The organism is Peribacillus sp. V2I11 (assembly GCF_030817135.1).
In the GTDB taxonomy this organism is placed as follows: Bacteria; Bacillota; Bacilli; order Bacillales; family DSM-1321; genus Peribacillus; species Peribacillus simplex.
In genome coordinates this window covers 249,654-275,750 of record NZ_JAUSYW010000002.1, presented here as the reverse complement: position 1 = coordinate 275,750, position 26,097 = coordinate 249,654, and the positions used below count along the sequence as shown (strand labels likewise).

25 protein-coding genes and 1 pseudogene are annotated in these 26,097 nt (G+C 35.6%); 7 read left to right on the top strand and 19 right to left on the bottom strand.

Annotated elements, in window-relative coordinates:
- Positions 1–546: 546 nt before the first annotated feature.
- From QFZ73_RS27965 to QFZ73_RS27905, 13 genes and pseudogenes are all read right to left on the bottom strand, one after another.
- Positions 547–1,044: a PTS sugar transporter subunit IIA gene (locus QFZ73_RS27965; RefSeq protein WP_054397421.1), complete on the bottom strand. Its 498-nt coding sequence runs from the start codon at positions 1,042–1,044 to the stop codon at positions 547–549.
- A gap of 220 nt (positions 1,045–1,264) precedes the next feature.
- Complete coding sequence (locus QFZ73_RS27960) at positions 1,265–2,239, bottom strand: carbohydrate kinase family protein (protein WP_057277268.1); 975 nt, start codon at positions 2,237–2,239, stop codon at positions 1,265–1,267.
- A 16-nt stretch (positions 2,240–2,255) separates the two neighbouring features.
- Positions 2,256–3,728: a sucrose-6-phosphate hydrolase gene (locus tag QFZ73_RS27955; protein WP_307273886.1), complete on the bottom strand. Its 1,473-nt coding sequence runs from the start codon at positions 3,726–3,728 to the stop codon at positions 2,256–2,258.
- 69 nt (positions 3,729–3,797) lie between these two features.
- On the bottom strand, positions 3,798–5,246 hold the full coding sequence (locus QFZ73_RS27950) for a sucrose-specific PTS transporter subunit IIBC (protein ID WP_307273882.1): 1,449 nt from the start codon (positions 5,244–5,246) through the stop codon (positions 3,798–3,800).
- Between the two features lie 192 nt (positions 5,247–5,438).
- Entirely contained in the window at positions 5,439–6,434 is a 996-nt protein-coding gene (locus QFZ73_RS27945; RefSeq protein ID WP_222620052.1) for a LacI family DNA-binding transcriptional regulator, read from the bottom strand.
- A gap of 318 nt (positions 6,435–6,752) precedes the next feature.
- Entirely contained in the window at positions 6,753–6,983 is a 231-nt protein-coding gene (locus tag QFZ73_RS27940; protein ID WP_307273876.1) for a hypothetical protein, read from the bottom strand.
- A 159-nt stretch (positions 6,984–7,142) separates the two neighbouring features.
- Positions 7,143–8,417, bottom strand: coding sequence for a group II intron reverse transcriptase/maturase (ltrA, locus tag QFZ73_RS27935; RefSeq protein WP_307273874.1), 1,275 nt, complete (start codon positions 8,415–8,417; stop codon positions 7,143–7,145).
- A 757-nt stretch (positions 8,418–9,174) separates the two neighbouring features.
- Positions 9,175–9,681, bottom strand: a complete 507-nt coding sequence (locus tag QFZ73_RS27930) for a hypothetical protein (protein WP_307273871.1) — start codon at positions 9,679–9,681, stop codon at positions 9,175–9,177.
- A complete protein-coding gene (locus tag QFZ73_RS27925) occupies positions 9,678–10,049 on the bottom strand; it encodes a hypothetical protein (RefSeq protein WP_251438311.1) in 372 nt (123 codons plus the stop codon). Before QFZ73_RS27925 ends, QFZ73_RS27930 begins: the two co-directional genes overlap by 4 nt.
- Positions 10,050–10,379: 330 nt before the next feature.
- A complete protein-coding gene (locus tag QFZ73_RS27920) occupies positions 10,380–11,063 on the bottom strand; it encodes a VOC family protein (RefSeq protein ID WP_307273867.1) in 684 nt (227 codons plus the stop codon).
- A 160-nt stretch (positions 11,064–11,223) separates the two neighbouring features.
- Positions 11,224–11,616 (bottom strand): GNAT family N-acetyltransferase, encoded by a 393-nt coding sequence (locus QFZ73_RS27915; RefSeq protein WP_307273864.1) that lies wholly within the window; start codon positions 11,614–11,616, stop codon positions 11,224–11,226.
- Positions 11,617–11,822: 206 nt separating this feature from the next.
- Positions 11,823–12,101, bottom strand: coding sequence for a YesK family protein (locus QFZ73_RS27910; protein ID WP_307273861.1), 279 nt, complete (start codon positions 12,099–12,101; stop codon positions 11,823–11,825).
- A 178-nt stretch (positions 12,102–12,279) separates the two neighbouring features.
- Positions 12,280–12,831: pseudogene (locus QFZ73_RS27905) on the bottom strand (recombinase family protein); the annotation flags it as partial.
- Positions 12,832–12,969: 138 nt separating this feature from the next.
- On the opposite strand from QFZ73_RS27905, the gene QFZ73_RS27900 reads away from it, so the two are divergent.
- The gene (locus QFZ73_RS27900; protein ID WP_057277283.1) at positions 12,970–13,227 is read left to right on the top strand and encodes a DUF2533 family protein; all 258 of its coding nucleotides are present in this window, start codon (positions 12,970–12,972) and stop codon (positions 13,225–13,227) included.
- Between the two features lie 554 nt (positions 13,228–13,781).
- On the opposite strand, the gene QFZ73_RS27895 is transcribed toward QFZ73_RS27900, so the two are convergent.
- On the bottom strand, positions 13,782–14,792 hold the full coding sequence (locus QFZ73_RS27895; protein ID WP_307273858.1) for a Vgb family protein: 1,011 nt from the start codon (positions 14,790–14,792) through the stop codon (positions 13,782–13,784).
- Positions 14,793–15,475: 683 nt separating this feature from the next.
- Between QFZ73_RS27895 and QFZ73_RS27890 the strand changes: the two genes are divergently transcribed.
- From QFZ73_RS27890 to QFZ73_RS27870, 5 genes are all read left to right on the top strand, one after another.
- Entirely contained in the window at positions 15,476–15,871 is a 396-nt protein-coding gene (locus QFZ73_RS27890) for a hypothetical protein (RefSeq protein ID WP_307273855.1), read from the top strand.
- An 85-nt stretch (positions 15,872–15,956) separates the two neighbouring features.
- Positions 15,957–16,790, top strand: coding sequence for a hypothetical protein (locus QFZ73_RS27885; RefSeq protein WP_483878195.1), 834 nt, complete (start codon positions 15,957–15,959; stop codon positions 16,788–16,790).
- Positions 16,791–17,538: 748 nt separating this feature from the next.
- On the top strand, positions 17,539–18,336 hold the full coding sequence (locus QFZ73_RS27880; protein ID WP_307273852.1) for a hypothetical protein: 798 nt from the start codon (positions 17,539–17,541) through the stop codon (positions 18,334–18,336).
- A gap of 14 nt (positions 18,337–18,350) precedes the next feature.
- Positions 18,351–18,989 carry an ABC transporter ATP-binding protein gene (locus QFZ73_RS27875; RefSeq protein WP_307273849.1) on the top strand — a complete coding sequence of 213 codons (639 nt, stop codon included), beginning with the start codon at positions 18,351–18,353 and terminating at the stop codon, positions 18,987–18,989.
- A 16-nt stretch (positions 18,990–19,005) separates the two neighbouring features.
- On the top strand, positions 19,006–19,686 hold the full coding sequence (locus QFZ73_RS27870; protein ID WP_307273845.1) for a hypothetical protein: 681 nt from the start codon (positions 19,006–19,008) through the stop codon (positions 19,684–19,686).
- 489 nt (positions 19,687–20,175) lie between these two features.
- Here QFZ73_RS27870 and QFZ73_RS27865 read toward each other — a convergent pair.
- A protein-coding gene (locus QFZ73_RS27865) for an IS3 family transposase (protein WP_307273844.1) occupies positions 20,176–21,524 on the bottom strand; the annotation gives its coding sequence in 2 pieces (ribosomal slippage) (positions 20,176–21,080 and positions 21,080–21,524; 1,350 coding nt in all).
- Positions 21,525–21,619: 95 nt separating this feature from the next.
- Complete coding sequence (locus tag QFZ73_RS27860) at positions 21,620–22,072, bottom strand: VanZ family protein (RefSeq protein WP_307273840.1); 453 nt, start codon at positions 22,070–22,072, stop codon at positions 21,620–21,622.
- Between the two features lie 737 nt (positions 22,073–22,809).
- On the opposite strand from QFZ73_RS27860, the gene QFZ73_RS27855 reads away from it, so the two are divergent.
- The gene (locus QFZ73_RS27855; protein ID WP_307273838.1) at positions 22,810–23,265 is read left to right on the top strand and encodes a hypothetical protein; all 456 of its coding nucleotides are present in this window, start codon (positions 22,810–22,812) and stop codon (positions 23,263–23,265) included.
- A gap of 153 nt (positions 23,266–23,418) precedes the next feature.
- Here QFZ73_RS27855 and QFZ73_RS27850 read toward each other — a convergent pair whose 3' ends face one another.
- The 3 genes from QFZ73_RS27850 to QFZ73_RS27840 form a co-directional block, all read right to left on the bottom strand.
- Entirely contained in the window at positions 23,419–24,336 is a 918-nt protein-coding gene (locus tag QFZ73_RS27850; RefSeq protein ID WP_307273834.1) for a GDP-mannose 4,6-dehydratase, read from the bottom strand.
- Positions 24,337–24,602: 266 nt separating this feature from the next.
- Positions 24,603–25,118 (bottom strand): DEAD/DEAH box helicase family protein, encoded by a 516-nt coding sequence (locus QFZ73_RS27845; RefSeq protein ID WP_307273832.1) that lies wholly within the window; start codon positions 25,116–25,118, stop codon positions 24,603–24,605.
- Between the two features lie 192 nt (positions 25,119–25,310).
- On the bottom strand, positions 25,311–26,093 hold the full coding sequence (locus QFZ73_RS27840; RefSeq protein WP_307273828.1) for a glycosyltransferase family 8 protein: 783 nt from the start codon (positions 26,091–26,093) through the stop codon (positions 25,311–25,313).
- Positions 26,094–26,097 lie beyond the last annotated feature (4 nt).

Sequence of the window (26,097 nt, the reverse complement as noted above, 5' to 3'; positions counted from 1 at the left end):
AGCACGAAGTACTGGATGTAATGAACAAAAGGGCAATGACCCGTTCCGTTAGCAAAACCGGCCTCCACCCCTTGGATAGGCATGACGAAGGAATGAAAGGGCATAGGATTATGACCCGTTGAGACATGGGAGGGAAAGCCTCCAGGGGCAGCGTGGAAAATGCGTGCAGCATATGTAATAATATGGGATTTTTAATAGATCCCCTATTTCAATCTGCCCTCATCTTATCAAAACGGTCCGATCTCTTTCGTTCATCTAAAGCAACCTATACCATGTGGTTTGAAATCCTGCGAATAAGCGAGTATTCGTGAGCATTATCTATTAAACTGAGGGAGTTCATTAAGCAAAAAGGTCACCAAATGGCAGCCCCGGAAAACTGCAGTAATAATATACGTGCAAAATAGCACTTAAAATAAGTGCAAATTATCACCTAAAGTAACACAATTCCGTTAAGTTATGATACCAACTTAGTTAAAATAAAAACACCCCATTTCTGGGGTGGACATCTCTTGGTCATATGTTCTTTAGTTCTTTAACGAGTTTCTTCTATTTTAAGGTAACTACCAGAACGGTCGTTTTACCGGCTACAGATTGTCCACTATAGTGATACTCTAAATGTGTCACAATGTCTCCATTGGTAATGATCATCGGTGTAATAGTACTTGATGCTTTTTCCTTTACCAGTTCAAGGCTGTAGGTGACCAATATGTCTCCTGCTTTAACCTGGTCACCTTCTGCCACACAAACGGAAAACCCTTCTCCTTTCATGTTAACCGTGTCCAATCCAATATGAATCAATATTTCCAGCCCTTCTGCCGTTTCCAATGCAATGGCATGCTTCGTCGGGAAGACATTGATGACTTTTGCATCAGCCGGCGCCACTACCTTCCCTTCGATAGGAAAGAAAGCAATACCATCTCCCATCATTTTCTGTGAAAAAACTGGATCCGGTACATCTTCAAGCTTTAAAATTTCTCCTTCAATTGGCGATACTAATTTTATTTCCGAAATTTTCGTTTTTTTTCCAAATAAGTTTTTTAACAAGGTAATACCTCCAATTATTTTTAATATTCTGGCTGAACAGCAAATTTCTTAAGCAATCACTTTTTTGATTTATTCTTTTAGCTGGTCTGATTTCGGTCCAAAAATTGCCTAGATGTTATTTCCTACCTCCAAAACGCCCGCAGCTCCAAGGCCTTTTAATAGGTCCTTATCAACTTAGCAAGCCAATCGGTCGGTACTTTTCCGTTTAGGGCAGGCGCCATTATTGATCGATTTGCTGCAGTTGATAAATCGCTTCTTTGGCCGGAATGGAAGAGATTGCTCCTTTTCCAGTCGTAGTAAGAGCGCCACTAGCGTTTGCAAAGCTTAGGATTTCTTGGTGATGAAGTTCAAGAACTTCTTCCAGATTTCCTTGCCGAACGTCTTTTTCTAATAACTGATACAGCAAGCCTCCGATAAATGCATCCCCAGCCCCTGTTGTATCCTGTACGCCGACGCGATACCCGGTTGATTCGTATTTTTTACCTCTTACATATAATTCGGCACCTTGAGCTCCTTTTGTATAAATTACTGCTTTAACAGCACCAGTAAATAACGAAGAAACTGCTTTTTCTTTGTCAGTAATCCCGGTAATAAACTCAAGCTCTTCATCAGAAATTTTCACAATATGAACCATTGGAACAAACTCTAAAATCGTTTTCCGGCATTCTTCAGGATCAGTCCAAAGCGGAAGGCGGACATTTGGGTCAAAGCTGATGATTCCGCCTTTTGCTTTTACGGAAGTAATGGCTTTCACATGTGCATGCTTCATAGGACTTTCCACTAAATCGACTGAACAGAAGTGGAGGAGGTCGCCGTTTGCAAACCAGCTATCGTTAATTTCAGTCTCATGAAGCAGCAAATCTGCAGAAGGATTGCGGTAGAAAGAGAAATCACGTTCACCATTTTCAAGCAAAGATACAAAAGCAAGGCCTGTGTTGGCTTCATTCGTTCTCGTAATTTTATCTATTTTCACGCCGGCTTGCTGCAATTGTTCTAAAAGAAAGTCCCCAAATGAATCCATTCCGAGCTTAGTAATTATCGATGCATTGCCGCCATTTCTGGCAACTGATACAGCAACATTCGCTGGAGCGCCTCCTGGAGCACGCTCGAATTCCATTACATCTTTTAGTGCGATTCCTTTTTGAAGGGGGATAAAATCAATTAATACTTCACCGATTGCATATAAATTTCTCATACCTTACCTCTCGCTTTCATACATAACTCCATTTTTTTGCTTGAAAAGTGGTGCTTCCAGATAATGCAAAGAAACGAATTTCATTTCTGTTTTCACGAGGGAAGATCCGGCTCGTGAATACTTCTTCACCGTCATTGATGAAAATCTCAACAGAAGAGGTATCTACAAATAAATGAAACTTAATTTTTTTGGTATTCACAAAGCATTTTCGGATTGTTCCATAAGCTTCTCCAACGGTCTCACCTGAAGAAGAGCGGTCAAGAATGACTTTTTTCTCTACAGTATCATATTTAATGACCGTTTTTTCATCATCACCGGCCCTGAATTCAATACCAAATTCAACGGCATCGTTGTTTTCAAATTCACATACCATTTCATAGGATACTCCTTTGAATTCTTCATACATGTTCTTGGTGTTCTTCAAAACACCTTTTACTTCAGTTTCCTGCCTGCGTAGCGCTTGAAGTTCCTGCACTGGCCGCTGAATCAGTTTGCCGTTTCGAACAGATAATTCTCTTGGCACTGTTAAACAATGCGCCCAGCCATTTTTGTCTGTGGGTAGGTCGATTTCAGGCAAGCCCATCCATCCGACAAGGATACGCCTTCCGTCAGGATTAACCATTGTTTGCGGCGCATAAAAATCAAAGCCTCTGTCAAGCTCCTGAAAAGAGCCATGTGATAGTGAGTGGGTTATTGTATCTAGCTTGCTGCCAATAACATAACCGGATTGATAAATATTGTGGTAAAGGTCTCCCTTGGGCTCCAAACCTTGTGGAGAAAACATCAGTACACCATAGTTTTGCAGTTCAAAATAATCTGGACATTCCCACATATATCCAAAAGTTCCAAGGTCAGTTTGCAACTCTCCTTCAAATGTCCAGTTTACTAGATTGGAGGAACGATAAAGGACGACACATCCTGTTTTATCTTTCCGCTGTGCACCGATTACTGCATAAAAGGTATCATTTTCTCTCCAAACTTTCGGGTCGCGGAAATGATTAGTATATCCTTCTGGTACGTCCCGAATGAATGGATGGGTCAATTTTTCAATTTGTCCCGTTTTCTCCATGATGGCGATACATTGATAGGGATGTCTTTGCCAATTCTCATCACGGGTGTTGCCGGTATAAAATAAATATAGTTTTCCTTTATATTCAATAGCACTTCCGGAATAGGCTCCATGGCTGTCATAATAATCATCCGGTGCGATCCCGATGCCGGCATTTTCCCAAGAAACGAGATCTTTTGATTTCGTATGATACCAATACTTCAACCCATGTACAGGACCAAGTGGAAACCATTGGTAGAATAAATGGTACTCGCCATGATAAAAAGAAAAGCCATTAGGGTCATTAAGTAGGCCGGATAAAGGCTGTATATGAAAGGTTTGTCTCCATGTGCATTCATTTACTCTTTTTTTCAAATTTTGTAGCTCTACCTGATTAACATCTTCAACGCGGCGATAACGCTGTTCTTTTGTCCATCTCATGTGATCAGACTCCTTTAAAAAATCAGAGGGCTGTTCCTTGTTTCGAACAGCCCTTTTCATATTAATAAATTAGGCTGCTTCTTTTCGAGAAAGTGCAGCAACTTTTTTATCTGCCCGATTTGCTAAACTGAATGTTGCGATAAAGGCAACAGCAAAGGAAATGGCCATACCAATTATATAAAAGATAATTGTATCTGTTTTGATGGAAATAATCCCTGGTAAACCTGCAGCACCAAGTGCAATCGCCTTTACTTTGAAGAAGGTGACGAAAGCAGAAGCCACTCCTGAACCTATAATTGCCCCAATAAATGGATACTTCAGTTTTAAGTTAACACCGAACATTGCAGGTTCTGAAATCCCTAAAAGAGCCGAAATACCCGCTGCAGATGCCGTACCTTTTGTTTTTTTATCTTTCGTAATGAAAGTAACTGCAAGGGTTGCTGCACCTTGAGCAATATTGGACATTGCTGCAATTGCGAAAATAAAAGAGCCCCCAGTTTTTGAAATATCAGAAAGTAATTGTGTTTCTACAGCAATAAAGCTATGATGCATACCTGTGATAACGATTGGTGCGTAAAGAAGTCCAAATATAGCTCCTCCGATAAAACCAGTTCCATCATATAAGAAGATGAGACCGTCTGTTAATAAGTTCCCTGTAGCACGAGTAATCGGTCCTACTACTGTGAACGTTAAGATACCAGTAATAAAAATTGTCAATAATGGTGTTAGAATATTGTCTAGTGCGGAAGGAATGACTTTTCGCAAATACGTTTCTATTTTTGCTAAAATAAAGGAAGCAACAAGTACCGGCAACACAGTGCCTTGATATCCGATTTTTTCAATTTCAAATCCGAGAATATTCCAGACCTGAATCTCACCGCTTACTAAGGCTCCTCCGTATCCCCAACCATTCAATAAGTCAGGGTGAACCATTAGCATTCCAAGTGTAGCACCCAGATAAGGATTTCCGCCAAACCGCTGTGTGGCAGAGAAACCGATTAAGATTGGAAGGAATACAAATGCTGCGTTGGCAAATGTATTAATTAGAGCTGCTAAATCTGCGAATCCCGGGTTAGCTTCGACAATGGATTGCCCTGCGATAAATAAGTCAGGTGCTGTGAGCAAGTTGTTAATCCCCATCAATAGACCGCCGGCAACAATTGCAGGAATAATAGGAACAAAAATATCAGAAAGCATTTTTACAAAGCGCTGAAGCGGATTCATTTTCTTCGAACCAGCATCTTTTACATCTTTCGTCGACATTTCAGTAAGTCCAGTTAGCTTTGAAAACTCTTTGTATACTTCATTAACAGTTCCCGCACCGATAATAATCTGGTATTGTCCTCCAGTTGAATATGTTCCCTTTACTGCATCCATCTCATCTAGTTTTGCTTGATCGACTTTATCTTCATCATGTAAAGCTAAGCGGAGCCGAGTCGCACAGTGTGCTGCAGCTGCCACATTTTCTTTCCCGCCGATTGCCTCCAATATTTCCTGGGATACTTCTTTATAATTCATAATGATCCTCCTTTTAAACGTTTATAAACGCTGACTTGGAACCGGTTCCGTTTGAATCCAAAAAAATATATGAATATATTAAGCAACGGAACCGGTTCCAGCATAAACCAAAAAAATATAAATCAACAAGTTGATTCACAGAAACCGGTTACATTTTAGAAGGGAAATATTTGGTAACCGATTTCATTTTGATTATAATCGGTGTAGTAAACGATTGTCAACGCTTTCTCTTTCAATAATTTTATATTTTGATAGAGATAATTTTGGTAATTCTTCCCCGTTAACAAGCTTTACGATACTTTTAGCTGCCATTTGTCCTGCTTCTTTGTAGTAAAATTTCGCTGTAGTTATGCCTGGGTGTATCATCTCTGTTACTTCATAACCTCCAAATCCAGTGATCGACAAGTCTTCTGGGATTTTTAAACCTCTTAAATAAGCTGCTTTCAAAGCACCAATCGCTATATTATCAGTTGCACATACGATAATAGAGGGAGTGAATTCCTCAATAATAGAGGGGACATTGATTAATGCATCTGTTATGCTGAAGCTTGTTTCATAATACCTTACTTCACAGTCTGATTTTTCATCTATCGCCCGCTGAAATCCTTTTTTTCGCATGACTCCTACAGCAATATCTTTTCCTGTTACGCCCAAAAAAGCAATCTTACGGTGACCTTTTTCCAGCACATGTTTTCCGAGATCATATGCTGCTTCATAATCATTGTGTATGATGCTGTGAATTGTTTCATGCTGCTGACCAACCAGTAAAACGGGCAAGTGCAGCTCTTTGAAGGCCTCTAAATGGGCGTCTGTAACTTGGGATGGAAGCAAAATCATTCCCGCAACCTTTTGCTTAGCCAGTGTGTAAATATTTTCAATTTCCCGATCTAAATCCTGACCGGTATTTGAGATCAGCATTTGATAATTTAGTTCTCTTAATTGTTCATCAATGCCAATTAACGTATGAGAAGAAGCATACGAATCAAGTCTCGGTACGATGGTACCGATTATATTAGTTTTCTTTGCTTTTAAACTTTGAGCGAAGGCATTAGGAGCGTAGCTGGTTTCATTTATCACACGTTCGATTTTATTTTTCGTTGCCTCACTAACAGAACCATTATTTAGATAACGTGAAACTGTACTCTTAGCAACTCCGGCAAGCTTCGCGATATCAGTAATTGTAACCAAAGCATTCATCTCCGTCTTTATATGGATTTATTTATTATACACCAATATGTTTAGTAAATTAAGAGGTGAATATAGTTGATTATTTAAACAGGAAATTTTACAACGTTATCATTGCAAATTTAAATGTAAACGCATTCACGCCCAAGTAGGAGGTGTAAAATATGGAAATTAGTAAAGAGGTTACATTTATACAATGATAAATAGAACTAACCATTAAGAGAGAAAAAATCCTTTCTTTTCTATTTAGCTCTCTTCCTAAATGGGTATAGCACTCCATCAACCCAATTACGAAACATTTCGTATACTTCCTGATTAGTTTTAACTACCAAGAAATACACCCATAAGTTCATTATAATAGTATTCTTTATCACTAAATAACGCTTGAAACTCCTTATCATCTGCGAAATCATTAAAAAACAAGTCCATTGAACTGTCTTTTCTTACCCAAGCAATTGCTTCTATATATGGAGTGAACTCATATTTCCAATTATCTACATGAAGGTGATTACCAGTATAGTTTTCATCATTAAAATAATCTTGATTATTCATTGACTTACCCCCGAAAACTCAACTATTAGCAGAATTATACCATAGGACTTATTGTTCTAATCTGCTCCGATAGTTTAATAATCGAGTAGGGGGAAAATAAGTTTATTTTCGCCCCTCTCACAACACCGTACGTACGGTTCGCGTATACGGCGTTTCAATTTATATCACAGTGTGTACTTTTAGATAATGTTCTAAAGCAGAGGGGACTCCCCTCTGCTTTAGTCTTTTGTTTGAGATTGCTCTTTGGACGACTTTGGATACTCCTATGAATCGGTAACCTTTTCGACAGTAGGTTAATCCTTTCGCTTCTTCCTCCGGAATTCCTAGTTGAATAAGCGATTTAATTTGTTTCTTCGCTACTTTCCATTGTTTCCATATGATGACCCTAATTCTAGAGCGAAGCTTTGTGTCTATTCGTTCCGTCGTTTTTTTCATGTTTGCCACTCTGAAGTAGTTTACCCATCCAACTATTACTTGGTTCAATTTCAATATTCGGTAGTCTAGTGGAACATTCCAATTTCGCTTTGTCAGTTGTCGAAGTTTCCTTTGAAACTTCTGTACAGAACTTGGATGAGGTTTCACTTTGTAGTTGTTGTTATTAGTGTCGTAATAATACCCAAATCCTAAGAATTTCAACTCTTTTGGACGTGAGATTCTACTCTTCTCTACGTTGACTATCAGGCCTAATTTCTCTTCTATAAATCTCACGATTGTGCTCATTACTCGGTTCGCTGCCTTTTCACTTTTCACAAAGATAAGGGCATCATCAGCGTATCTCACAAACCTTAGTCCTCTTTTCTCCAGTTCCTTATCAAGTTCGTTTAACATTATATTACTTAATAGTGGACTGAGGTTACCTCCTTGCGGAGTACCGACAGGTGTGTCTTCATATTTTCCATTCACCATGACTCCACTGACTAAGTATTTTCTGATTAACGAGATGACATTTCCGTCTTTTATTGTGTTGGATATGATTCTCATGAGTTTATCGTGATGGACGGTATCGAAGAATCTTTCAAGATCAATGTCGACTACCCAATCATGTTCATCATTCAGAAACTCCAGGCTTTTAATTATCGCCATTTCACAACTTCTTTTTGGTCTGAAACCGTAACTGAATTCACTGAATTGCTTTTCAAATAGTGGACTGAGAACTTGATGAATGGCTTGTTGAACGACTCTATCCACTACTGTTGGTATTCCCAATTTGCGCATCTTTCCATTTTCTTTTGGGATCTCCACTCTTAAGGCAGCTTGTGGTTGGTATTTTCTTGTTCTGATGCGCTGACGCAGTTCATCTTTGTTCTCTTTCAGGTATTGCTTTAGTTCGTCGACTGTTACTCCGTCGACCCCACTTGCACCTTTATTTTTATAGACACGTATGTAGGCTTCGTTCATATTTTTATTACTTAGGATTTGTTCTAAAAGTTCCACACTCGTTTCTCCTTTCCTCTCACGTAGTAAGTGATATCTCCATTTTGGTTATTCTTTGAGGTACGCTCATACTTTCACCATTAACACATTCGGAGTTCGTCACTTACGCATTCGTGGCGTTGAAACACTATAAATTGTTCAGCCCTTCATGAAATTATTTCATTACTATAGCTTCTGCTGACTTCTTGCGACTAACCTTTTTCGACTGTACTTCTGTACATCCGCAAGACCTCCCAGGGTAAGACACCTATCTTTCCTCTTTTACTCGCCTGATTTACTCTATAAAGTTACGCACATCTTTTGGACTTTAACTTGTCTTGGAGTTTAATCCCTTTATAGAGCCTTAGTATCAGATTCCTGTTCGTCGAGCCAAGATTTTATTCCACGCTTCCTCCAGCCTTTACCTCACGATAAGTACCTTGCGCTTCCTTAGTGGTTGGTCGATGTGTACCCCCACAGTGGACTTTCACCACCTAGATAGTTGCCATGCCTGGCACACAAGAAAAAGCTGCCTTAAAGACAGCTCTGAACTTAAACTAACGCACCCGTTAGCAACTATAAGAAAAGTAATTCTTATTAAAGAATCGCGCCCTTTAACGGAACAACTCTATTACCACTCAAAAATTCCCTTGATCCATTTTAAAATTTCAGATGTACTTTATCTTTTGGACATAAAAACACCTTTAGAGGATATTATCCAAAGGGGTAAAACGGTGCAACTTTATTATAAACATCGTGACTTTATTTCAAAGCCACATCATTTTCCCTTTAATTCAGCTAAATAGTGCCTTACGGCACTTTCAACTAGTTCATAAACCGTCCTATCATGAATGATTGCTTGTATTTTTAGTTCCTTCATAAGTTCAACATCCATATCGAATGAAGAACGTTTTCTTATAACGTTGGTTCGTTCTATGGTTGGTGCTGATTGTTCGTTCGCTTGTTTGACCTGTTCTTTACCACGTTTTATGCCAACGTTAGAACGTTGGTTGGTATCGTTAATAGGTTCTTTATTTACATTAGTTGAAACGTTCGCCTTTGCTTTTCCTGCTGTTGCAAAGTCATAAATAAGCTGCTCTTGTACCGTTTCCTCGTCACCTTCACCAACGAAATACCAGCCTTTTTCGCCTGAATTTCTATACTTATAACCAGCTTTATTCAATGCTTTTCTTAGTATTTTTTCTGAAAGATGAACATCAGCCCTTTTGGCAATATTCGCTGGTGTATCAGTTTTAATTAACTCCAAGATTTTACCGATTTTCATTTAGTACGCTCACGGGAAAACCAATACTTTGTTTTGATATTTCGATAAGTCCCAATGTCTTTGATCAGCTCGGCAATAAGATCATAACCGCAATATGTGTGCCTCAGCGTGCTAAATTCATCCAATGTGACATAATCATCACTCTTTAATTCAACGTGACACTCTCCACAACAAATCCCCATATCCAACACCTCCAATAAGTATATTGATATATTCGTCGAAACTTGGTGGCCATCCTTCTTTCGTACAAAAAACAGGTCTATTGACGGTCCTTTAATGTTTGTTAGTTTTTCAAAATTCTCTTTGGATATGAATAATATCAAAGGAATGCCTTTAAGGTGTGCCTGTTTCCATAAAAAAAGAACCATAATTCCTATCTCTCGAAATCTTCAAAGTACCTAAATAGATAGCCGCCTGGTTTGTATTTAAGAATTTTCTATTTCCACTAAATTTTAAGTGCTATTTTGCACGTAAAAGAATCAACAATAAGGATTAATCAAAAAAGGTCCTCCTGAACCCCCATATTAGCGTAAATAAAAAGAAACCATTTTGAAAAAAGATTGTTCAAAATGGTTTCTTTTTTTGTGATTTGTATACAGTTTTTATAAAAAAGTTTGATTAAATTTTAGGATCCTTATAGAACTAACGCACCCGTTAGTTCATTAAGAAAAGCGAAACTTCTTCAAGAATCGCGCCCGTTAACGGAATAGTGTTTCGCGAATAGTGTATGGATAACTCAAAAAGTTATCATTTCGCTGAATATTATTATAAATATCAACAATAAGAGGAAATACTTTTACCTTTTTATTAGAACCCGCCCAATTTCGATTTAGCCCCGATAGTATAAATAGCCCTTCTTCGTTTCCAAGTGGGGCAAAAACATTATTAGAGGATTTATAAACACCAACATTATATTTCTTTTGCAATATTTCTGAAGCTTGTTCTACATCTTCTACAGGTAGTCCAATTTCACTTATATTTTTAATATCTTGAGAATTAAAATCCCCATGCTCGATTTCGGGAATAGTGTGGCGAGCAATAAACTCAACAATGTTACCCAAAGGGTCATAAAAGTAAATGGAATGACAATTCCAGGATTCATCGTAATAATGGTCTATCCCGTTAATCTGATTGATTGTAACTGCTTTGTTTTTCAACCATTGTAAAGCTTGCTCTATTTTATTTTCAGTGATATTAAATGCGAAATGGTAGTAAGGGAACTCGTGCTCGCTTGATTGATTAAATGTAAGTATCGACGTGCCAGCTTTAAAGGAAATCTTTTCGTTGTTCTCTTGTATAATTGGTAATTCCAATACATCGACATAAAAATTGCTAATCCCATCTAATGAATTTGTGTACAGTATTACTTCCTTTATTTTCATGTAAATCCCCCCATATTTCGGTTTAATTGACATCCTAATTAACGCAATAATTCCACAAGGTAAAACCTGGATAAAACAATATTTATGTAAAATTTATCCTTCATTACTGCAGCTGCCTTAAAGACAGCTCTGATCCTAAGCTAAAGCACCCATTAGTTCATTATTGTTTTTTCCATACCCCACCTGAACAGGGAGTAAAGCCACAGGTTTCATAAAAGTTTTTATGTTTGGAGTCATAGGTCAAGGTAACAATTTCCAATCCATACCGTTCAGACTCTCTTAATAATTCTCTTACTAACTCCATACCAATCCCTATTTTTTGATAATTAGGATGAACAATTATATCTTCCATATAACCATGTTCTAATCCCATGCCTGCAACATAACCAAATGATATAAGTTTATTAGTTTCGTCTCTTACTCCAGCCCAAAAATTACAACGCTCAAACAATTTAGGGTAATCTTTATCGCGTCTTCCCCATCCAACAAGCTCTCTTAATTCAGGTACTTCATGATTAGATATTGGCATGTTTATTATGACTTTATAGTTCATTTAGTTCCCCTTTTCCTCATCTAAATTAGAATTCAAGGTACTGATTTCTATAGGATGAAGTCTAATTCCTTGTCGAACTATCCTGCCCCTAGATCAATAAGGCTTATTGTAGATATGACACAAACTACATAAAAAAAGACGGATTTACCGTCTAATGAATTGTATAAGATTTTTTTGATTTTATTACCTGTAACTATTTAAGGAATTTAGGAATTATTTTTTGTCCTATAAATAATTAGACTGTTTATAAGTTGTGTAATGGCTCCTAACCCTAAATAAACAATACCTGATATGGAAACAGCCATTCCTTCAAAACCTCCTACAACTAAAGGGCCAGATACGATACTAATAATGCCTAAAAAGATGAAAATAAGTGGACAAACAATTGCTATTCCTTTTTTGTTCTTTCTAAGAGCTATTACAAAAGTTACTAGAAGAATAAATGTAATCACGTAGCTTGCATAAGGAGAGAATAAAATATCCATTAAATCACCTCGTTCATAACAACAGTTTAAAAACCTATTTTACCATAAAAATCCAGTAATTAGATTTAAATATCATTTTTCTATTCTTATTTTTTAGTATTTATTACACAGTTCGAATACAATATGCTTGTTGAACTATCCTGCCCCGTTAGTTGCATAAAGAAAAAGGCTAACACTATTAAAGTCTCGTCTCTTTCGCTTTAGCGTAAATAGTGGAACGTGGAACGCCTGTCATTTTAGCTATCTCATTTACACTTAATCCGTTAGATTCTCTCTCCTGAAACAGCTTCAAAGCCTTTTTAACGTCCTTCTCGTCCTTTCCTTTACGTCCCATATGAGTTCCTTTAGCTTTTGCCCTTTCACGTCCCTCAGTGGTCCTATCTTTGATTAAATCACGTTCAAACTCAGCAATAGCCCCCAGCATAGTAAACATTAGCTTTCCAGATGGTGTACTAAAATCAATCTGTTCTTTGATGAATACTAAAGCTATTCCCCGTTCTTCTAGTTCCTTAGCAATCTTTTGTAAATCAAATGTACTCCTAGCTAGTCTGTCTATTTTGTAAACAACCAGCTTGTCTCCTTCCCTTAAAAAGTCTAACGCCTTAATCAGTTCCTCACGATCACTTTTAGCACCACTTTGTTTCTCCATGAATATCTTCTCACAGCCATATTCTTTTAACTTCTCTTCCTGTAAATCTAATGATTGATCAATGGTGCTTACTCGTCCGTATTCATAATCACATCAGATGCGTGAAACAACTACCTTTTGGATTTATCTTTTATAGTTTTTGCTATTGCTAAAAAAATGATGATGTTAATATAGAAGTAGCTATTAGAAAAATAGAAAAAATTATAGGAGTGAAGGACAATAAGTGTACATAAAGCCCTTACGTTACATGCTCAAAAACAAAATCAACTTTTTACTAAATTTTCCCTATTAGACCAACAACGTGAAGATTATATTCAAGGAGCTATAGAATTATGTAAGGCTGAAAAGGATTTTACAACAGACCATATTAATCAAATCACTATGCAAATCAATGTTCTTGCAAACCAAAGGCTAATACCTACTCGTAAATTAGTTACCCCAGAAATGGTTCATTCATATGTGGAGTCATTAAAGTAAAATAATTTACTGATCTCTTAGTCGTAAGAAAAAGCACCGAATATCGGTGTTAACCCTCGACCTCCTGACACTCATTTTATAGATGAGTGTTTTTTTATGCTCAAATCGGGGTACAGTCAGGAAAATGCGGATTTACAACGCTAAGATATTTTTCAATTAAAAAGCCCAATTTAACTCTGAATTAATAGAGAAAATTAGGCTTTTTTTGTGCAATAGGGACTGTTGGTTCGTCTGCTTATAGCTTTCCTATAGCTTTGAAACAAAGTTTGATCAAATTAATACAAGAAACCTTGATAAATGAATAAATAGAAAGGGCATGTTTTGAAAAAAAATTGATCAAAACCTGCCCTTATAATTTTTTTATTGGATATTTCATTTATAAAAAAATTGATCATTTTTGTGTTCCTTAATCAACTAACGCACCCGTTAGCTCAATAAGGAATATTGTTTAACAAATCATAGAAATGGTAAATCTAACCTTTTAGAAGGGTTACACCTTGTCCAAAAAAGACCGGTCTAAATGTTAGAACGGTCTTTCCTTATATATTCAAATATTAACTACTCTCGTCAACATGATGGTGATGATGGTCGCTGCTCTCTTCCTGGTCATGCTGGTAAGCTAGTGTACCGGGGTTTGTATTGCCAAATGTTAGATACCACGGCATCCCTAACGGTCCACCCGCTGAAGCCGGTAGCACGAACACATCGAACGTTTTATGATGATGATGGAGGTTGTATCGCCGCACCGAACCTGTGTCGGGACCGTCACCATTAATTGGCACAAACAGTTTTCCATCAGGACCAAATAGAATTGCCTGCGCAAAGGCTCGTGGCTGCCCGACGAAATCAAGGTTAATCTTGTCGAGAAACTTGCCCGTTTCACCGTCGAAAATCAGAATTTTGTCCGTGTCACTCGCGTCCCTTCTGAAACTGGTGATATAGAGGTTGTCGTCGGGACCGAAGACTAAGCCTTCTGGACGGTTGAGGTCGTTAACAGTGTTGCTCTCAATGAATACTCCAAGGAACTTCCCAGTTTTCGGATTAAATCGCAGAACAGCGCCACCTTCCGGCTGTGGCAGATTGCGTACGGAGACATACAGCAAGCCGTCGGGACCAATGACCAAAGCACGAGGATGGAACTGTCCAGTGAAGCCGGAGTGGTCGAGGTTTCCAAGAAACACCCCTGTGGTGCCATTATACAACCGTACTTCTCCCGGCACGTCTACGTCACCCATGTCCGCCACAAACAGGACATTTTGTTTCGACAGAACGATGCCGCGCGGTGCAAACGGGGCGCCTGGTGCATTCGATTTGACAAGTTCACCCAGAAACGCACCGGTCTGTCCATTATACTTCAAAACGTCACCATTCTGAGGTTGTCCAACGTTTTGGTTCGTGACTAGGAGATTACCCACATGGTCGAAAATCAGTCCTCGAGGACCGCTTAAGCCATTGCTGCCGGATGCAACAAAACTGCCAAGAAACCTCCCCGTTTCTGCATCGAAAGTCTTCACGGTGTTGTCTGAGCCGTCACCAATGTAGAGAAAGTCATTTCGTAATTTCATTACCGAAAAAAATTCCCTTCTATTAAAATTTTTTAGATTAAAAAAGTAATTTTAATCTTATTTTAATATATTCGTTTGAGAGCTTTTTGTATGGGATAAACTCGCTGATAAAACAACACAATTTTAACTTTACGTAGTACACACCAAATGGTCAGCTACTTCTCACCTTACTACTTTCATCGTAAATGGGATGGGTTACGTGTGGGATGTTGCCTTCGCCTACGATTAAGTCGGCAATACCAAAGAACATAGTCGTCTCTGATTCTTGTAGTAACTGATACTTATTCTTCTTCAACTAAACTGCCCCTATAGTTGCATAAAGAAAAAGGCTGCCTTAAAGACAGCTCTTATCCACCATTTAATAGAGGAACTATTATTATTGATAAACCTAAACTTATTAAGAAAGTTATAAGCCAATCTCTTTTTTTTGTCATCTTAAAAAGTATATTCAGAACCGAACTAATACATATACAAACTAAAAATACGAATAAAACCATAATATTTGATTCCAAGTAATCCTCCCCAACAATATTTTATATTTTACCATAAAAAACCAAGTTTTTTATTGAACTATAATATTGGGTATATATTATAATTTATACATTTTTTTCTTGCTTAGTTAAACTTATATCGTTATACTAAATTAGTAAAAAATGTTAATAGTATATTAGGGGGAACATGGAATGAAAAAAGGATTAAAACAAGCAATATTCGCTGGAGCCTTAGCTGTAGGCGTACTAGTACCTACCATATCAGAAGGAGCTTATAGGAGTTATGTAGGGTATGTATTACCTAGTCAAAGTGGTAATAACTATACTTCTACTTATGAAAAAGAAACTGGTGAAGACTATATTCATAATAAATTAGAAAACCTAGAAGGAACATCAGTAGCCAACTTTTGGGCAGTAACTGGCACGCATAGTCAACTTTCAGATAAATACCTTTTTAGAGAAACTAATATTAAAGATTTGACTTTTAACGAAGGTAGATCTAAAGGAGCAAAAGTTGCCATGGCAATGGAAAATGAAGAGTACTGGTCTACTAGAGCTTATGCTGCTGGTCAAGTAGATTTTAAATAAATAACAAAAAAACGTCACTAAGGTGAAAATTATACCTTGTGACGTTTTATTGTTAGAATATTAAATATAAAAGGCGGTAATTCTTTTGAGGAACATGCTTTATTTCGAGTTTAAACGTTGCTTTATGAGAAATGAATTTTATTTAGTGTTTTTCTTTATGTTGCTATTGTCTATAGGGGCCTTTATAGGTGAAGCTATACAGTTTTATGGACGTGAGTTAAGCTTTGTTAGATCGTCCAATGAATCAAGTATTATTCAAGGTGTTTACTCTAGTTCACTTAGATCTACGCTTTTGTTTTTACTCCCCTTAATTTCGGCCATTGTATATGCTGATTCATTTCATGAAGATTACCATACAGGAGCTTATAAGGCGATAGTCACTAAAGTAAATAAAAATAAATACCTTTTATCAAAGGCTATAGTGACCTTTCTTAGTACTTTTATTATTATTCTATTGAGCTTATCTATAAATCAGATACTTAGTATGATTGCTTTTCCAGTAGAGGCGTTTAATAATATTTACTCGTTGCCACCTTATGATATTGGAGTACAAAACTATAACCCCAATGCTTTATTTGATGTATTAAGACTTCAAACACCATTATTATATAATTTTCAATATATTTTAATTATTAGTTTTTACTCTGGTTTATTGGGTTTAATTAACTTTGGAATATATTTTGTATATTTAAATAAACATAAAATATTTGGAGCTATGGTTGTATTTATCGGTAATATTTTACTAGCAATTGGTATTTCAATTCTATTCTCTCAATCACTATCTTTATCGGCCCAATTAACTCCTGGAAATCAAGGTACAACCTTACAGTTAACTTTCTGGGCTATACTACTATTTGTCATATTCTTATATCTATATATTTTTAAAGGTTTGCGCAAGGAATTTGATATGGAAGATTAGAAAATGGGGAGAATCTATGTTTAGGAATGTGTTTAATATAATTAAGACTAATATTTATACTATTTTTATTGTTATTTTAGCTTTCACATTAATGAGAACTTATGGTTCGATAAATTCTGAATATATCAAAGACAATGGGGTCATTACTTTATTTTCATTTTATAAAGTAGTGTTTAACACTCATTTTGTCCTATTATTTATATTACCAAGTTATATTGTCATAAATTATCAACTTACGAATTTCTATATAGAATACAAAGTTTTATTACGATACCAAGGTTCAAAGTTTTTGTGGTGGAAGGAACTTATATTGTCCCAACTTAAACTATCCCTTCTTTTCGCAGTAGCTATAAACCTTATTTTTGTGGTCTCAGTTCTTATAAATGGGGTTACTCAAGTATTAAATCCCTTTTTTATTTTTGTATTAATAATAATTTTTTCAATAGAAACTTTAGGCTTTTTAATTATTAGTGTTTCTTCCTTACTAGTGTTATTTATTATAAGCAATAAATTTTTTACTAACATTATAATTTATACCTTTATAGTAGTACCTGTATTAGTTAAAGGCTTTATATATAAAGAAATTTATTCTTTTTCAGATTATATGTTTCTAGTTAATATAGTTGAGTTAGAAATGTTTTTTATAAAAGGTTGTTCTGTATTTTTTTGGTTTTTACTAATCTTAGTTTTATTATTAATGATTAATCTTAAACAGATTAAACGAAAGGACATACTTTGGAGGAGTTAAATGAATAAAGAGATTTTCTTCAATAAGAAAAGTATATTTTTCACCATAGCAATAGGTATATTTTTAGGGTTTTATTTTTCACCTTATATGAATATAACTAATGCCGAGAAAGATATAATTTCAATAATAATTTTTTCATATGGTCATCTAGAGATTTCAGGAATTAATAATGTACTCCCTGTATTAATATGGATATTTCCACAAGTTTTCTTAATGCATAAATTAGGAGGATATATATCTGATTACATTTCTTTGTTTTCTGTTTACATTTTTACTAGAACAAATAACAGAGTTGCATGGGTGTTGAAATTATTTGGTGATCTATTATTAAAAGTTTCTATTTATTACTCTCTTCAATTCATAGGTGTTTTCATTGTAATTCTAATAAACAGAGTAGACATGATAAATTTCACTATAGTAAAAGATATAATTCTTGTTTATTTATTAGTCGTTCTATCCGGGTATTTTTTAGTAGTTTTAACGAATGTATTATCAACCTTATTAAAAAGTAATTACTCATATATAATAATTTTATTTTTATATGTGCTTTCAATTTTTTCTGCCGGTGTAATTTACAATCACTTCCCAGATAAATTGTATTTCATTAAATATATACCTTTCTTTCAGTCTCTCATTACTTGGCATGATTCAGGAACCTTTTTATTAAAATACACCAATTTATTGAACTTATCTATAGAAGGTTTTACTATCATTTATTCGCTCATTTATCTAATTGTTTGCTCTGTGTTAGTTATTACATATTTTTCAATAAGAATTAAAAGGTTGGATATTTATTAGGAGGGAATTTATTAATGTCTATTATTGAAATTAAAAATGTTACTAAGGATATTAACGGAAAGAAAATATTGGATAATATAAATGTAATTCTATCTAAAGGTCAAATACACGGTTTTTTAGGCCGAAACGGATCAGGAAAGACCATGTTATTTAGGGCGATATGCGGACTTATTAGGCCCTCGTCAGGGGAAATAATTATCGGCGGGTCAATATTACATAAGGAAATCTCATTCTCAAAAAGCATTGGTGTAATTATTGAAACACCTGGATTTTGGAATAATTTAACAGGTTATGAAAACTTAAAACTGTTATCAGAAATTAAAAAGAAAGTTTCTAAAGAAGATATAGAAAATATACTTATCAAAGTAGGATTAGATCCATCTGATTTAAGAACTTATAAAAAATATTCTCTTGGAATGAAACAAAGACTTGGGATAGCCCAGGCATTGATGGAATCACCGGAAATAATAATATTAGATGAACCAACTAATGCATTAGACCAAGAAGGTGTAGAATTAATTAGAAATTTATTATTAACAGAAAAAGAAAGAGGAGCAACAATATTAATTGCAAGTCATAATAAAGAGGATATAGATTTACTTTCAGATAAGAAATATAAAATGGAAAATGGTAAGTTAACTGAAATGAATTGATAAAAAAGGAGTTATTATGAGAAAATCCAAAAAAATATTTTACATTTCTATCTGTTTTTTCATCTTGGGTGCCGTGATTTTTGCGAGTTTTACTCGACAGTCATTTAAAGATAATGTTCATAAATCTAATATTAATCAAGGTTATAAAAATAGCTATGTTTCTATTCAAAACGACGAAGAGTTCACTTCGTTATATTTTAATAATAATATCAACAATTTAGATCAATTAATTAAGGAATCAGATTTAATTGTTAAGGTGAAAGTAAGTAATGAGAGAGAATTATATAATCAAGCAATTCTTAGTAAAATGAAAGTTAAAGAAGTTTATAAAAATTTTAATGATCAAGTAAACCAATATTTTTACATGTTTGAACCTAATTATTTTAACTTTGATACATATATGGCCCTTTCAGGGTATAATATTTTAAAACCTACCCAAGAGTATATTTTATTTTTGAAGCAATTAAAGATTCCAAATGGTTATAAATATGAAAAAAAAGAAAAATTAATGTATGTACCAGTATCTACCGTTTATAGTAAATATTCAATTAACACAGAAAATACTACAAAATTAATCAATTCAAATTCAACGATTCAATATGAACAAATAGAAAATTATGAAATCCTTACAGACAATAAACAAACTTTAGCAAAGTTTCATTCATTTAAAAAGGATGTTCTAGACAGGTTTAATTAGGAGTGTACAAAGAAGAGGTTCATCTAAATGCCCGGTCCGTTTGACATAGTTGACGACTTGCTGCGTTTTTTCAGGATTCGGGTGCGAGTTTAAAAACGCTTCTGGAACCACGATTTTTTTCAGTGATATAAAATCTTCGGTTCCTGTTGGAGCTTTTGGTTTTTCTTGTGGCTTTTCTGCTACTTGGATCTTTACAGGCTTGGTTGCTTCCTTTTTTTCAGGTTTATCAGGAAGAACCGACACTTGAAAACAGATTAATCCGATTTACCTTGGACAATCCTCTACGGGTACATACACGGTAAATTAATCCATCAGTAACGCCAGCTTCTTTGCAATACATTTTGTTGTCAAAAACCTCAAATTGATCTTCAATCTGTCCCAATTATTGAATAAAGATCAAACAGCACTCTTCAACTATCCTGCCCCGTTAGCTCCATAAGAAAAGAGCTGATCGTGAAGTGAACCCAAAAAGTTAGACACTTTATTTACTTAGGCAGCCTTGAGGGCATGAACCCGGTAATCTACCGGGCTCATGCCTTTTAATTTTACCTTGATTCTTTGATGATTGTAGTAATGGATATATTCTTCTAGTTCTTGTTTGAAATGCTCCATGCTTTCAAATTCTTGAAGATAGAGTAATTCGGATTTTAATAAGCCAAAGAAGTTTTCAATGACCGCATTATCGAGACAATTTCCTTTGCGGGACATGCTTTGTGTAATGTTATGTTTTTTCAAATCATGCGAGTATTGTTTCATCTGATAATGCCAGCCCTGATCTGAATGGAGAATGGGTGAATCTTTCGATTCCAAGCGATCAAAGGCTTTATCCAGCATTTTGGAAACGAGCGGATAAACAGGACGAGATTCGATATTATGGGCGATGATTTCTCCATTAAACAGGTCTAGAATGGCCGATAAGTATAGTTTCTCCCCAGCTAGATGGAATTCTGTGACGTCTGTCACCCATTTTTCATTGGACTTTGCCGCCTTGAAATCACGTGCTAGAATGTTGGGCGCAATCTTGCCGATGTTCCCTTTGTACGAACGGTATTTCTTCATGCGAACTAATGACTTCAATCCTAGTTCATTCATCAATCGGAGAACTGTTTTATGATTGATGCGAGCACCTCGGTTACGTAATTCTAGGGTGATACGCCGATACCCATAACGCCCTTTATGCGTATGGAATATCTCTTTGATAAGGGATTTAATTTCTGTGTATTTATCCTCACGCCCGAAGGCGTTAACCCAATAATAGTACGTACTCCGTGCCATTTTAGAAATGGATAGAAGTAGATTTAAATCAAATTGTTTCCTTAGTTCATGGACTACTTTCGCTTTTTCTTTCTTTGTAAGGCTTCCTTTTCTTGAACTAAGGCATTCAACTTTTTTAGATAGGCATTCTCTGCACGTAAGTATTCTAATTCGGCAAGAAGTGCTTCTTGAGAGCCATTAGCTGGCGATTTTTTCTTAGTTTCTTTTTTCATGGATAGACGCCCCTTTTTCTTTGGTTTAAGGGCGTCTATACCTCCTTCCTTAAACTGATTTGCCCAATTCAAAAGTGTAGAATCGGAAGGAAGGTTATAGTGTACAGCGGTCTCGTTGATCGATGCCCCATATTCGTTCAAATATTTAAGTACTTCTAGTTTAAAGGGCAAAGTGTAATTTGTATAGGATGAAACAAGTCCTTCCATCCCATGTTTTAGATAGCGAGCGACCCATCTTTTCAGAGGGGATAAACCTACATTTCTTTCTTGAGCAATGGATTTATAGGATTTTTTCCCTTCTAAGTACTCTAAAACTGCATTTGATTTTTCGTCTATCGTATATTTAGTCAAAAAAACTGCACCTCCAATTGTTAGATGTTGTCTAACAATTGGGGTGCAGTTCATCGTCACAGCTCTTTAATGAACTAACGCAGTATGAACAACGTTTACCATATATTTTTTATAATTAAAGTAAAAATTAGAAAGCCTAAAATACCTCCAAAAGTATTTAACAATATATCATCCACATCAAACACACCTAGCAGAGTAACATATTGTATAGTTTCAATAGTGAGACTAACCAACAATGAGAATAAAACTATCAATGTCATATTTCTTACATTAGCGCAAACAAATGGAAGTAAAATTCCTAATGGTATAAATACTAATATAGTGCCGAATGTATTATAAAACCAAGTATCGAAGTTATAGTGTTGAAAATTGAAGAAGTAAGTTTCAATTGTATGAAATGGTACAATATTATGTGAAGCATCACCAATATTCCCGTAAAGTCTTGTTGGGAATGTACTAATACCCCAAAAACCTAACATAAAAATATAAAACAAGAAAAAAACATTAACATATTTTTTATATTTTAATTTGGTATGAAATTCCCTCACTAAATATACCTCCTCTTTATAAGAAGGATATGTTTTATAAGTAGAAATCATGCAGAGGTTGTTTAACAAACCTGCCCCGTTCGTATTATAAGGTCAGCCAGTTATTTCTGGTTGCCCATTTTGTATATCGATATATGTTAACGGTAGCCGGGGTAGAACGTCCCTGTCCCTGGGACTTGATCCCGTCAACTAAACAGCTCGCCCCCTACTTGTAGAAACATGATTGAGGCTGGTTGGGACTAAGATCTCGTATAACAAGCGAAGCTATGAAACTACATGGAGGAATAGGGGTTACCGGTTAATCCAATTTTCTAGGAGGAGATAGAAGATGAATCCAGTGATAGGTCTGGATGTTGCAAAAGGAAAACATACGTTAAGACATTTTTTGGAGTGAAAAAGCAGGATTTTATTACGCTAAGGATATTTTTTACCATAAACCCTTGTTTTTTGAGGGTTTGAAGGTATGTTTCTTAGCGTAACTTTTTTGAAGATTTTCTATGACCAAAAGAAAAACCAAATACAAATAACCGAAATATTAGTTTGAAAATCGTTTTTGTATAGATTTATAGACAAATTTTCTTTAACGTATGTTTTCCGCGTTTTGTCGGCAGGGCCTCTTAAAGCCCTTTTTTTATACAGGTAATCTCTTTCAAATTAATATCTGCATAAGATAAAATATTCTCCTGATAATCTGTTGATAAAGGGGGGGAAATCAAAAACATAACCAAATTAGGAGGATGTCTAGAATGAGACCTTTGAATCCTTACGAATTTCGACAAGGACCTATCTTTTTTCCACAAATTGCACCTATTTTAGGTGGTGACCCTTTTATGGAATTTATACCTTCGCAGCTGATGACACACCAGCAACAGCAGCAATTAGGCGTGTTACAATTACCAGCTGCCATCCAACATGTCGCACCTTTTACGCCGCCAGGGTTGGTGCAAATGTACCTACCACCACGACCACCACGACCACCACACCCGGTGTTAGGGCAATTCTCATTACCTAGTGGTGTTATCCAACAATTTGCACCTTTTGCCCCGCCTGGGCTTCAGCAAACACCAGTACAGCCTACTGCACCAGCCCCGATGCCTGGACACAATCCCGGACACAATCCTGGAAATCCAGGACATTACTTTGGAAACCCAGGACACTATGGTTCCAATCCTTATTGCGGGTGCAAATGGTAAGGGAGGATATTGCAAACCCTCAAGCTGCTAAACACGCAGCTTGATACCTTACATATAGTGAACCACGGTTTATTATGAGAAGCTCAATATTTTAATTTAGCGAATAAATCAGGACCAAGTTTCCTTGTTATTTGAAGATGGAGTAGAGGATTTCTATTGAATATTTTCATTAAATTGGCAGGTTTTTGTTATACCTTCAATAATTGAATATTTCGGCTGCCAGTTCAGTTCCATTTTGGCTAACTGATTATCAAGACAACTGTGATCAATATCTCCTATTCGTTCTTGTTTATATGCTGGAACAATGTTTTTATTTAAGATACAATTGATTTTTTTTATAAGTTCATTGATGGATATTCGTTTGTTTGTACTAATGTTATAGGTTCCATTTTTTTCTGCTTTTAGTGCAGAGAGATTTGCTGAAACGACATCTTCAACATAGATAAAATCTCTAGTTTGTTGGCCATCTCCAAAAATGGCAGGGGTTTCATCGTTTATTATTTTATTAATAAAAATGGAAATAACACCACCTTCGCCCTTTGGCATCTGTCGAGGACCATACACATTTGAGTATCTTAAAATTGTAAATTTCACATTATAAAGTCGTGCATAACAACGGATATATAGTTCTGGGGTAACCTTGGATATACCATAATTAGAAAGGGGCTGAATAAGGTGTTGTTCACAAACCGGCAAATATAGAGGTGTTCCGTAAACGGCTGCAGAAGATGAATAAATGAGTTTGCTTTTATAAGTTTTGCATAATTCAATTAGATTAATTGAACCTAATATATTAATTTGTGCATCAAGGTCAGGGTTGTGTATAGATGTTTGTACGTCTATTTGTGCGGCTAGGTGAAACACAGCATTTGGCTTCACATCTTCAAAAATCGATTTCATCTTCTGTACGTCTAAGATGTCTGACTGATAAAACTTAGCTATCGGATTCAGAAATTCTATTTTACCTGTTGATAAATTATCAATAACATAGGTTTCAAAACCCTCTTTTATTAACCGATCGACTAGATTGGAACCAATAAAACCACAGCCCCCAGTGACAATTACTTTCATTATATCCCCTTCTTCATACTTTGCTTTTTCCTTCATCCTATTGTTTATGAAAAAAGATCGCATGTTGTTTGGACTAGTTGCTCAAGATACCTTAACAATAAATCCTACCTGATCATAAAAAAGTAGGAATCAATAAATTGATCTTGCTTCTTGTAATCCCTCTCGTTCGTATTAATTGATCTTGGGCACTAAATCATCTAAGGATACAAAAGATACATTAGTACGTTGCTTTGTAAGTAGTAGAATGCTTTTTTTATTACTCTTGGTCAATCTATCCTGTTCCTTTCAAGTATCCATTCTCTTATTTGTTCAGCTACTTTAGTTACATCGGTTTTAGAAGTATCAATAATTGGCATTGGTGGATTATATTTATCGGCTATTTCTATAAACCATTTTGCTAATTTTTTAATGTATTGAATCTTTTCGTCTGTCATTTTTTTTCTTGTACGTAATCGTATCTCACGAGTTTTTTCATCACAATGTAAAACCAGGTAATATATGTGCGAAAAATAATGGAAGTCCTTACAAATTTCAATATCCTGTGGCTTTATTAATCCGCATATTATGGTTGTTCGGCCACTTTCAGCGATTTCTCGTGCAACACGGAGCCAAATATTTTGTATTTGTTGTTTGTCTACTTTGTCTTTGTTTTTTAAAAACTGAAAAAGAACATCATAATCGAAAACATTATAGTCAGGCAATATTCTCCGTAGTTCATTGACAACGAAGGTTTTCCCAGAAGCACCAGCACCTGTAATGATATATAAGGGCGCTTTTGACATGTACAATTCTCCTTTACTTATCAGATTATAATATGATATGAACACAAGTCTCGAAAGGTATATATATGTGTCCGCTTAGAGAATATTAAATAATCAATGGCGGTACGGTTACACGACTAGAGCATATACCCTCCTTCATTTCACCTAGAAAAAAAACTCTCTGTTACCTACAGGGAGTTTTTAATTTTTATACTATTTTTTTACTTTTTTCAAATATTTCATATATTCACCGCGAAGAGGGTGCTTTGAACTCCACCAGGGCTTACTATCTGTCCCTGTGTAGTGAATAATGGCCGGTTCTAACCGAAGGTCAGTGTTATAAAGATGTTTTGACTGATAATTCCATTTTGCGTCTAGTTGAAGCCATTTATCATGAAGAATTCCATTCATCGAATCTTGACTGGGATAACGAATAATGTTTTGGTTATTTTTCATGAAATCAATAATTTGGTTTGTTATGTTGTGCTCTCTCCACTTTTTTAAATTCAAGACTAAAACACCAGCATTGAAGTAATCGCCGTCTTCCGGAATCGAAAGGTCGGAATGTCTTAACTTTTTTAACCCTAACCAAGCATCCTGCACCGCTGAAAGAAAATAATGATCTATATTAATATCCCATAATTTTGTGATGTCTTCTTTAATAACGATATCACTGTCCAAATAAATGACTTTTTCAATGTCTTTTTCTATTAGGTCTGGAATCGATATTCGATGATATGTTTCCTGAGTAAGATGGTGAGTAAGGATGAATCCATCATATAGGGTCGGATCAATGGTTAAATATTTGATTTCAGCGTTGAATCGTTTAACGGTCTTAGTTAATAGGGATTTATTTTTCTCAGAGATTTGACTATTAATAATATAAAAGATGATAGGATTCTTAGAAACCTTATTTTCTAGCAGGGAATATAACATAACTGCCAGATGTTCGGCAAATTCATTATTAACAGCTGTTACAACATGAATCGTGCTCATTATT

Coding starts and splice junctions, on each gene's coding strand:
- QFZ73_RS27960 (WP_057277268.1), bottom strand. CDS start 2,239: ATGAGAAATTTATATGCAATCGGTGAAGTATTAATTGATTTTATCCCC.
- QFZ73_RS27955 (WP_307273886.1), bottom strand. CDS start 3,728: ATGAGATGGACAAAAGAACAGCGTTATCGCCGCGTTGAAGATGTTAAT.
- QFZ73_RS27950 (WP_307273882.1), bottom strand. CDS start 5,246: ATGAATTATAAAGAAGTATCCCAGGAAATATTGGAGGCAATCGGCGGG.
- QFZ73_RS27940 (WP_307273876.1), bottom strand. CDS start 6,983: ATGAATAATCAAGATTATTTTAATGATGAAAACTATACTGGTAATCAC.
- QFZ73_RS27930 (WP_307273871.1), bottom strand. CDS start 9,681: ATGAAAATCGGTAAAATCTTGGAGTTAATTAAAACTGATACACCAGCG.
- QFZ73_RS27925 (WP_251438311.1), bottom strand. CDS start 10,049: ATGGTTCTTTTTTTATGGAAACAGGCACACCTTAAAGGCATTCCTTTG.
- QFZ73_RS27920 (WP_307273867.1), bottom strand. CDS start 11,063: ATGAAAATAAAGGAAGTAATACTGTACACAAATTCATTAGATGGGATT.
- QFZ73_RS27915 (WP_307273864.1), bottom strand. CDS start 11,616: ATGAACTATAAAGTCATAATAAACATGCCAATATCTAATCATGAAGTA.
- QFZ73_RS27910 (WP_307273861.1), bottom strand. CDS start 12,101: ATGGATATTTTATTCTCTCCTTATGCAAGCTACGTGATTACATTTATT.
- QFZ73_RS27895 (WP_307273858.1), bottom strand. CDS start 14,792: ATGAAATTACGAAATGACTTTCTCTACATTGGTGACGGCTCAGACAAC.
- QFZ73_RS27890 (WP_307273855.1), top strand. CDS start 15,476: ATGAAAAAAGGATTAAAACAAGCAATATTCGCTGGAGCCTTAGCTGTA.
- QFZ73_RS27880 (WP_307273852.1), top strand. CDS start 17,539: ATGAATAAAGAGATTTTCTTCAATAAGAAAAGTATATTTTTCACCATA.
- QFZ73_RS27875 (WP_307273849.1), top strand. CDS start 18,351: ATGTCTATTATTGAAATTAAAAATGTTACTAAGGATATTAACGGAAAG.
- QFZ73_RS27870 (WP_307273845.1), top strand. CDS start 19,006: ATGAGAAAATCCAAAAAAATATTTTACATTTCTATCTGTTTTTTCATC.
- QFZ73_RS27855 (WP_307273838.1), top strand. CDS start 22,810: ATGTCTAGAATGAGACCTTTGAATCCTTACGAATTTCGACAAGGACCT.
- QFZ73_RS27850 (WP_307273834.1), bottom strand. CDS start 24,336: ATGAAAGTAATTGTCACTGGGGGCTGTGGTTTTATTGGTTCCAATCTA.
- QFZ73_RS27845 (WP_307273832.1), bottom strand. CDS start 25,118: ATGTCAAAAGCGCCCTTATATATCATTACAGGTGCTGGTGCTTCTGGG.
- QFZ73_RS27840 (WP_307273828.1), bottom strand. CDS start 26,093: ATGAGCACGATTCATGTTGTAACAGCTGTTAATAATGAATTTGCCGAA.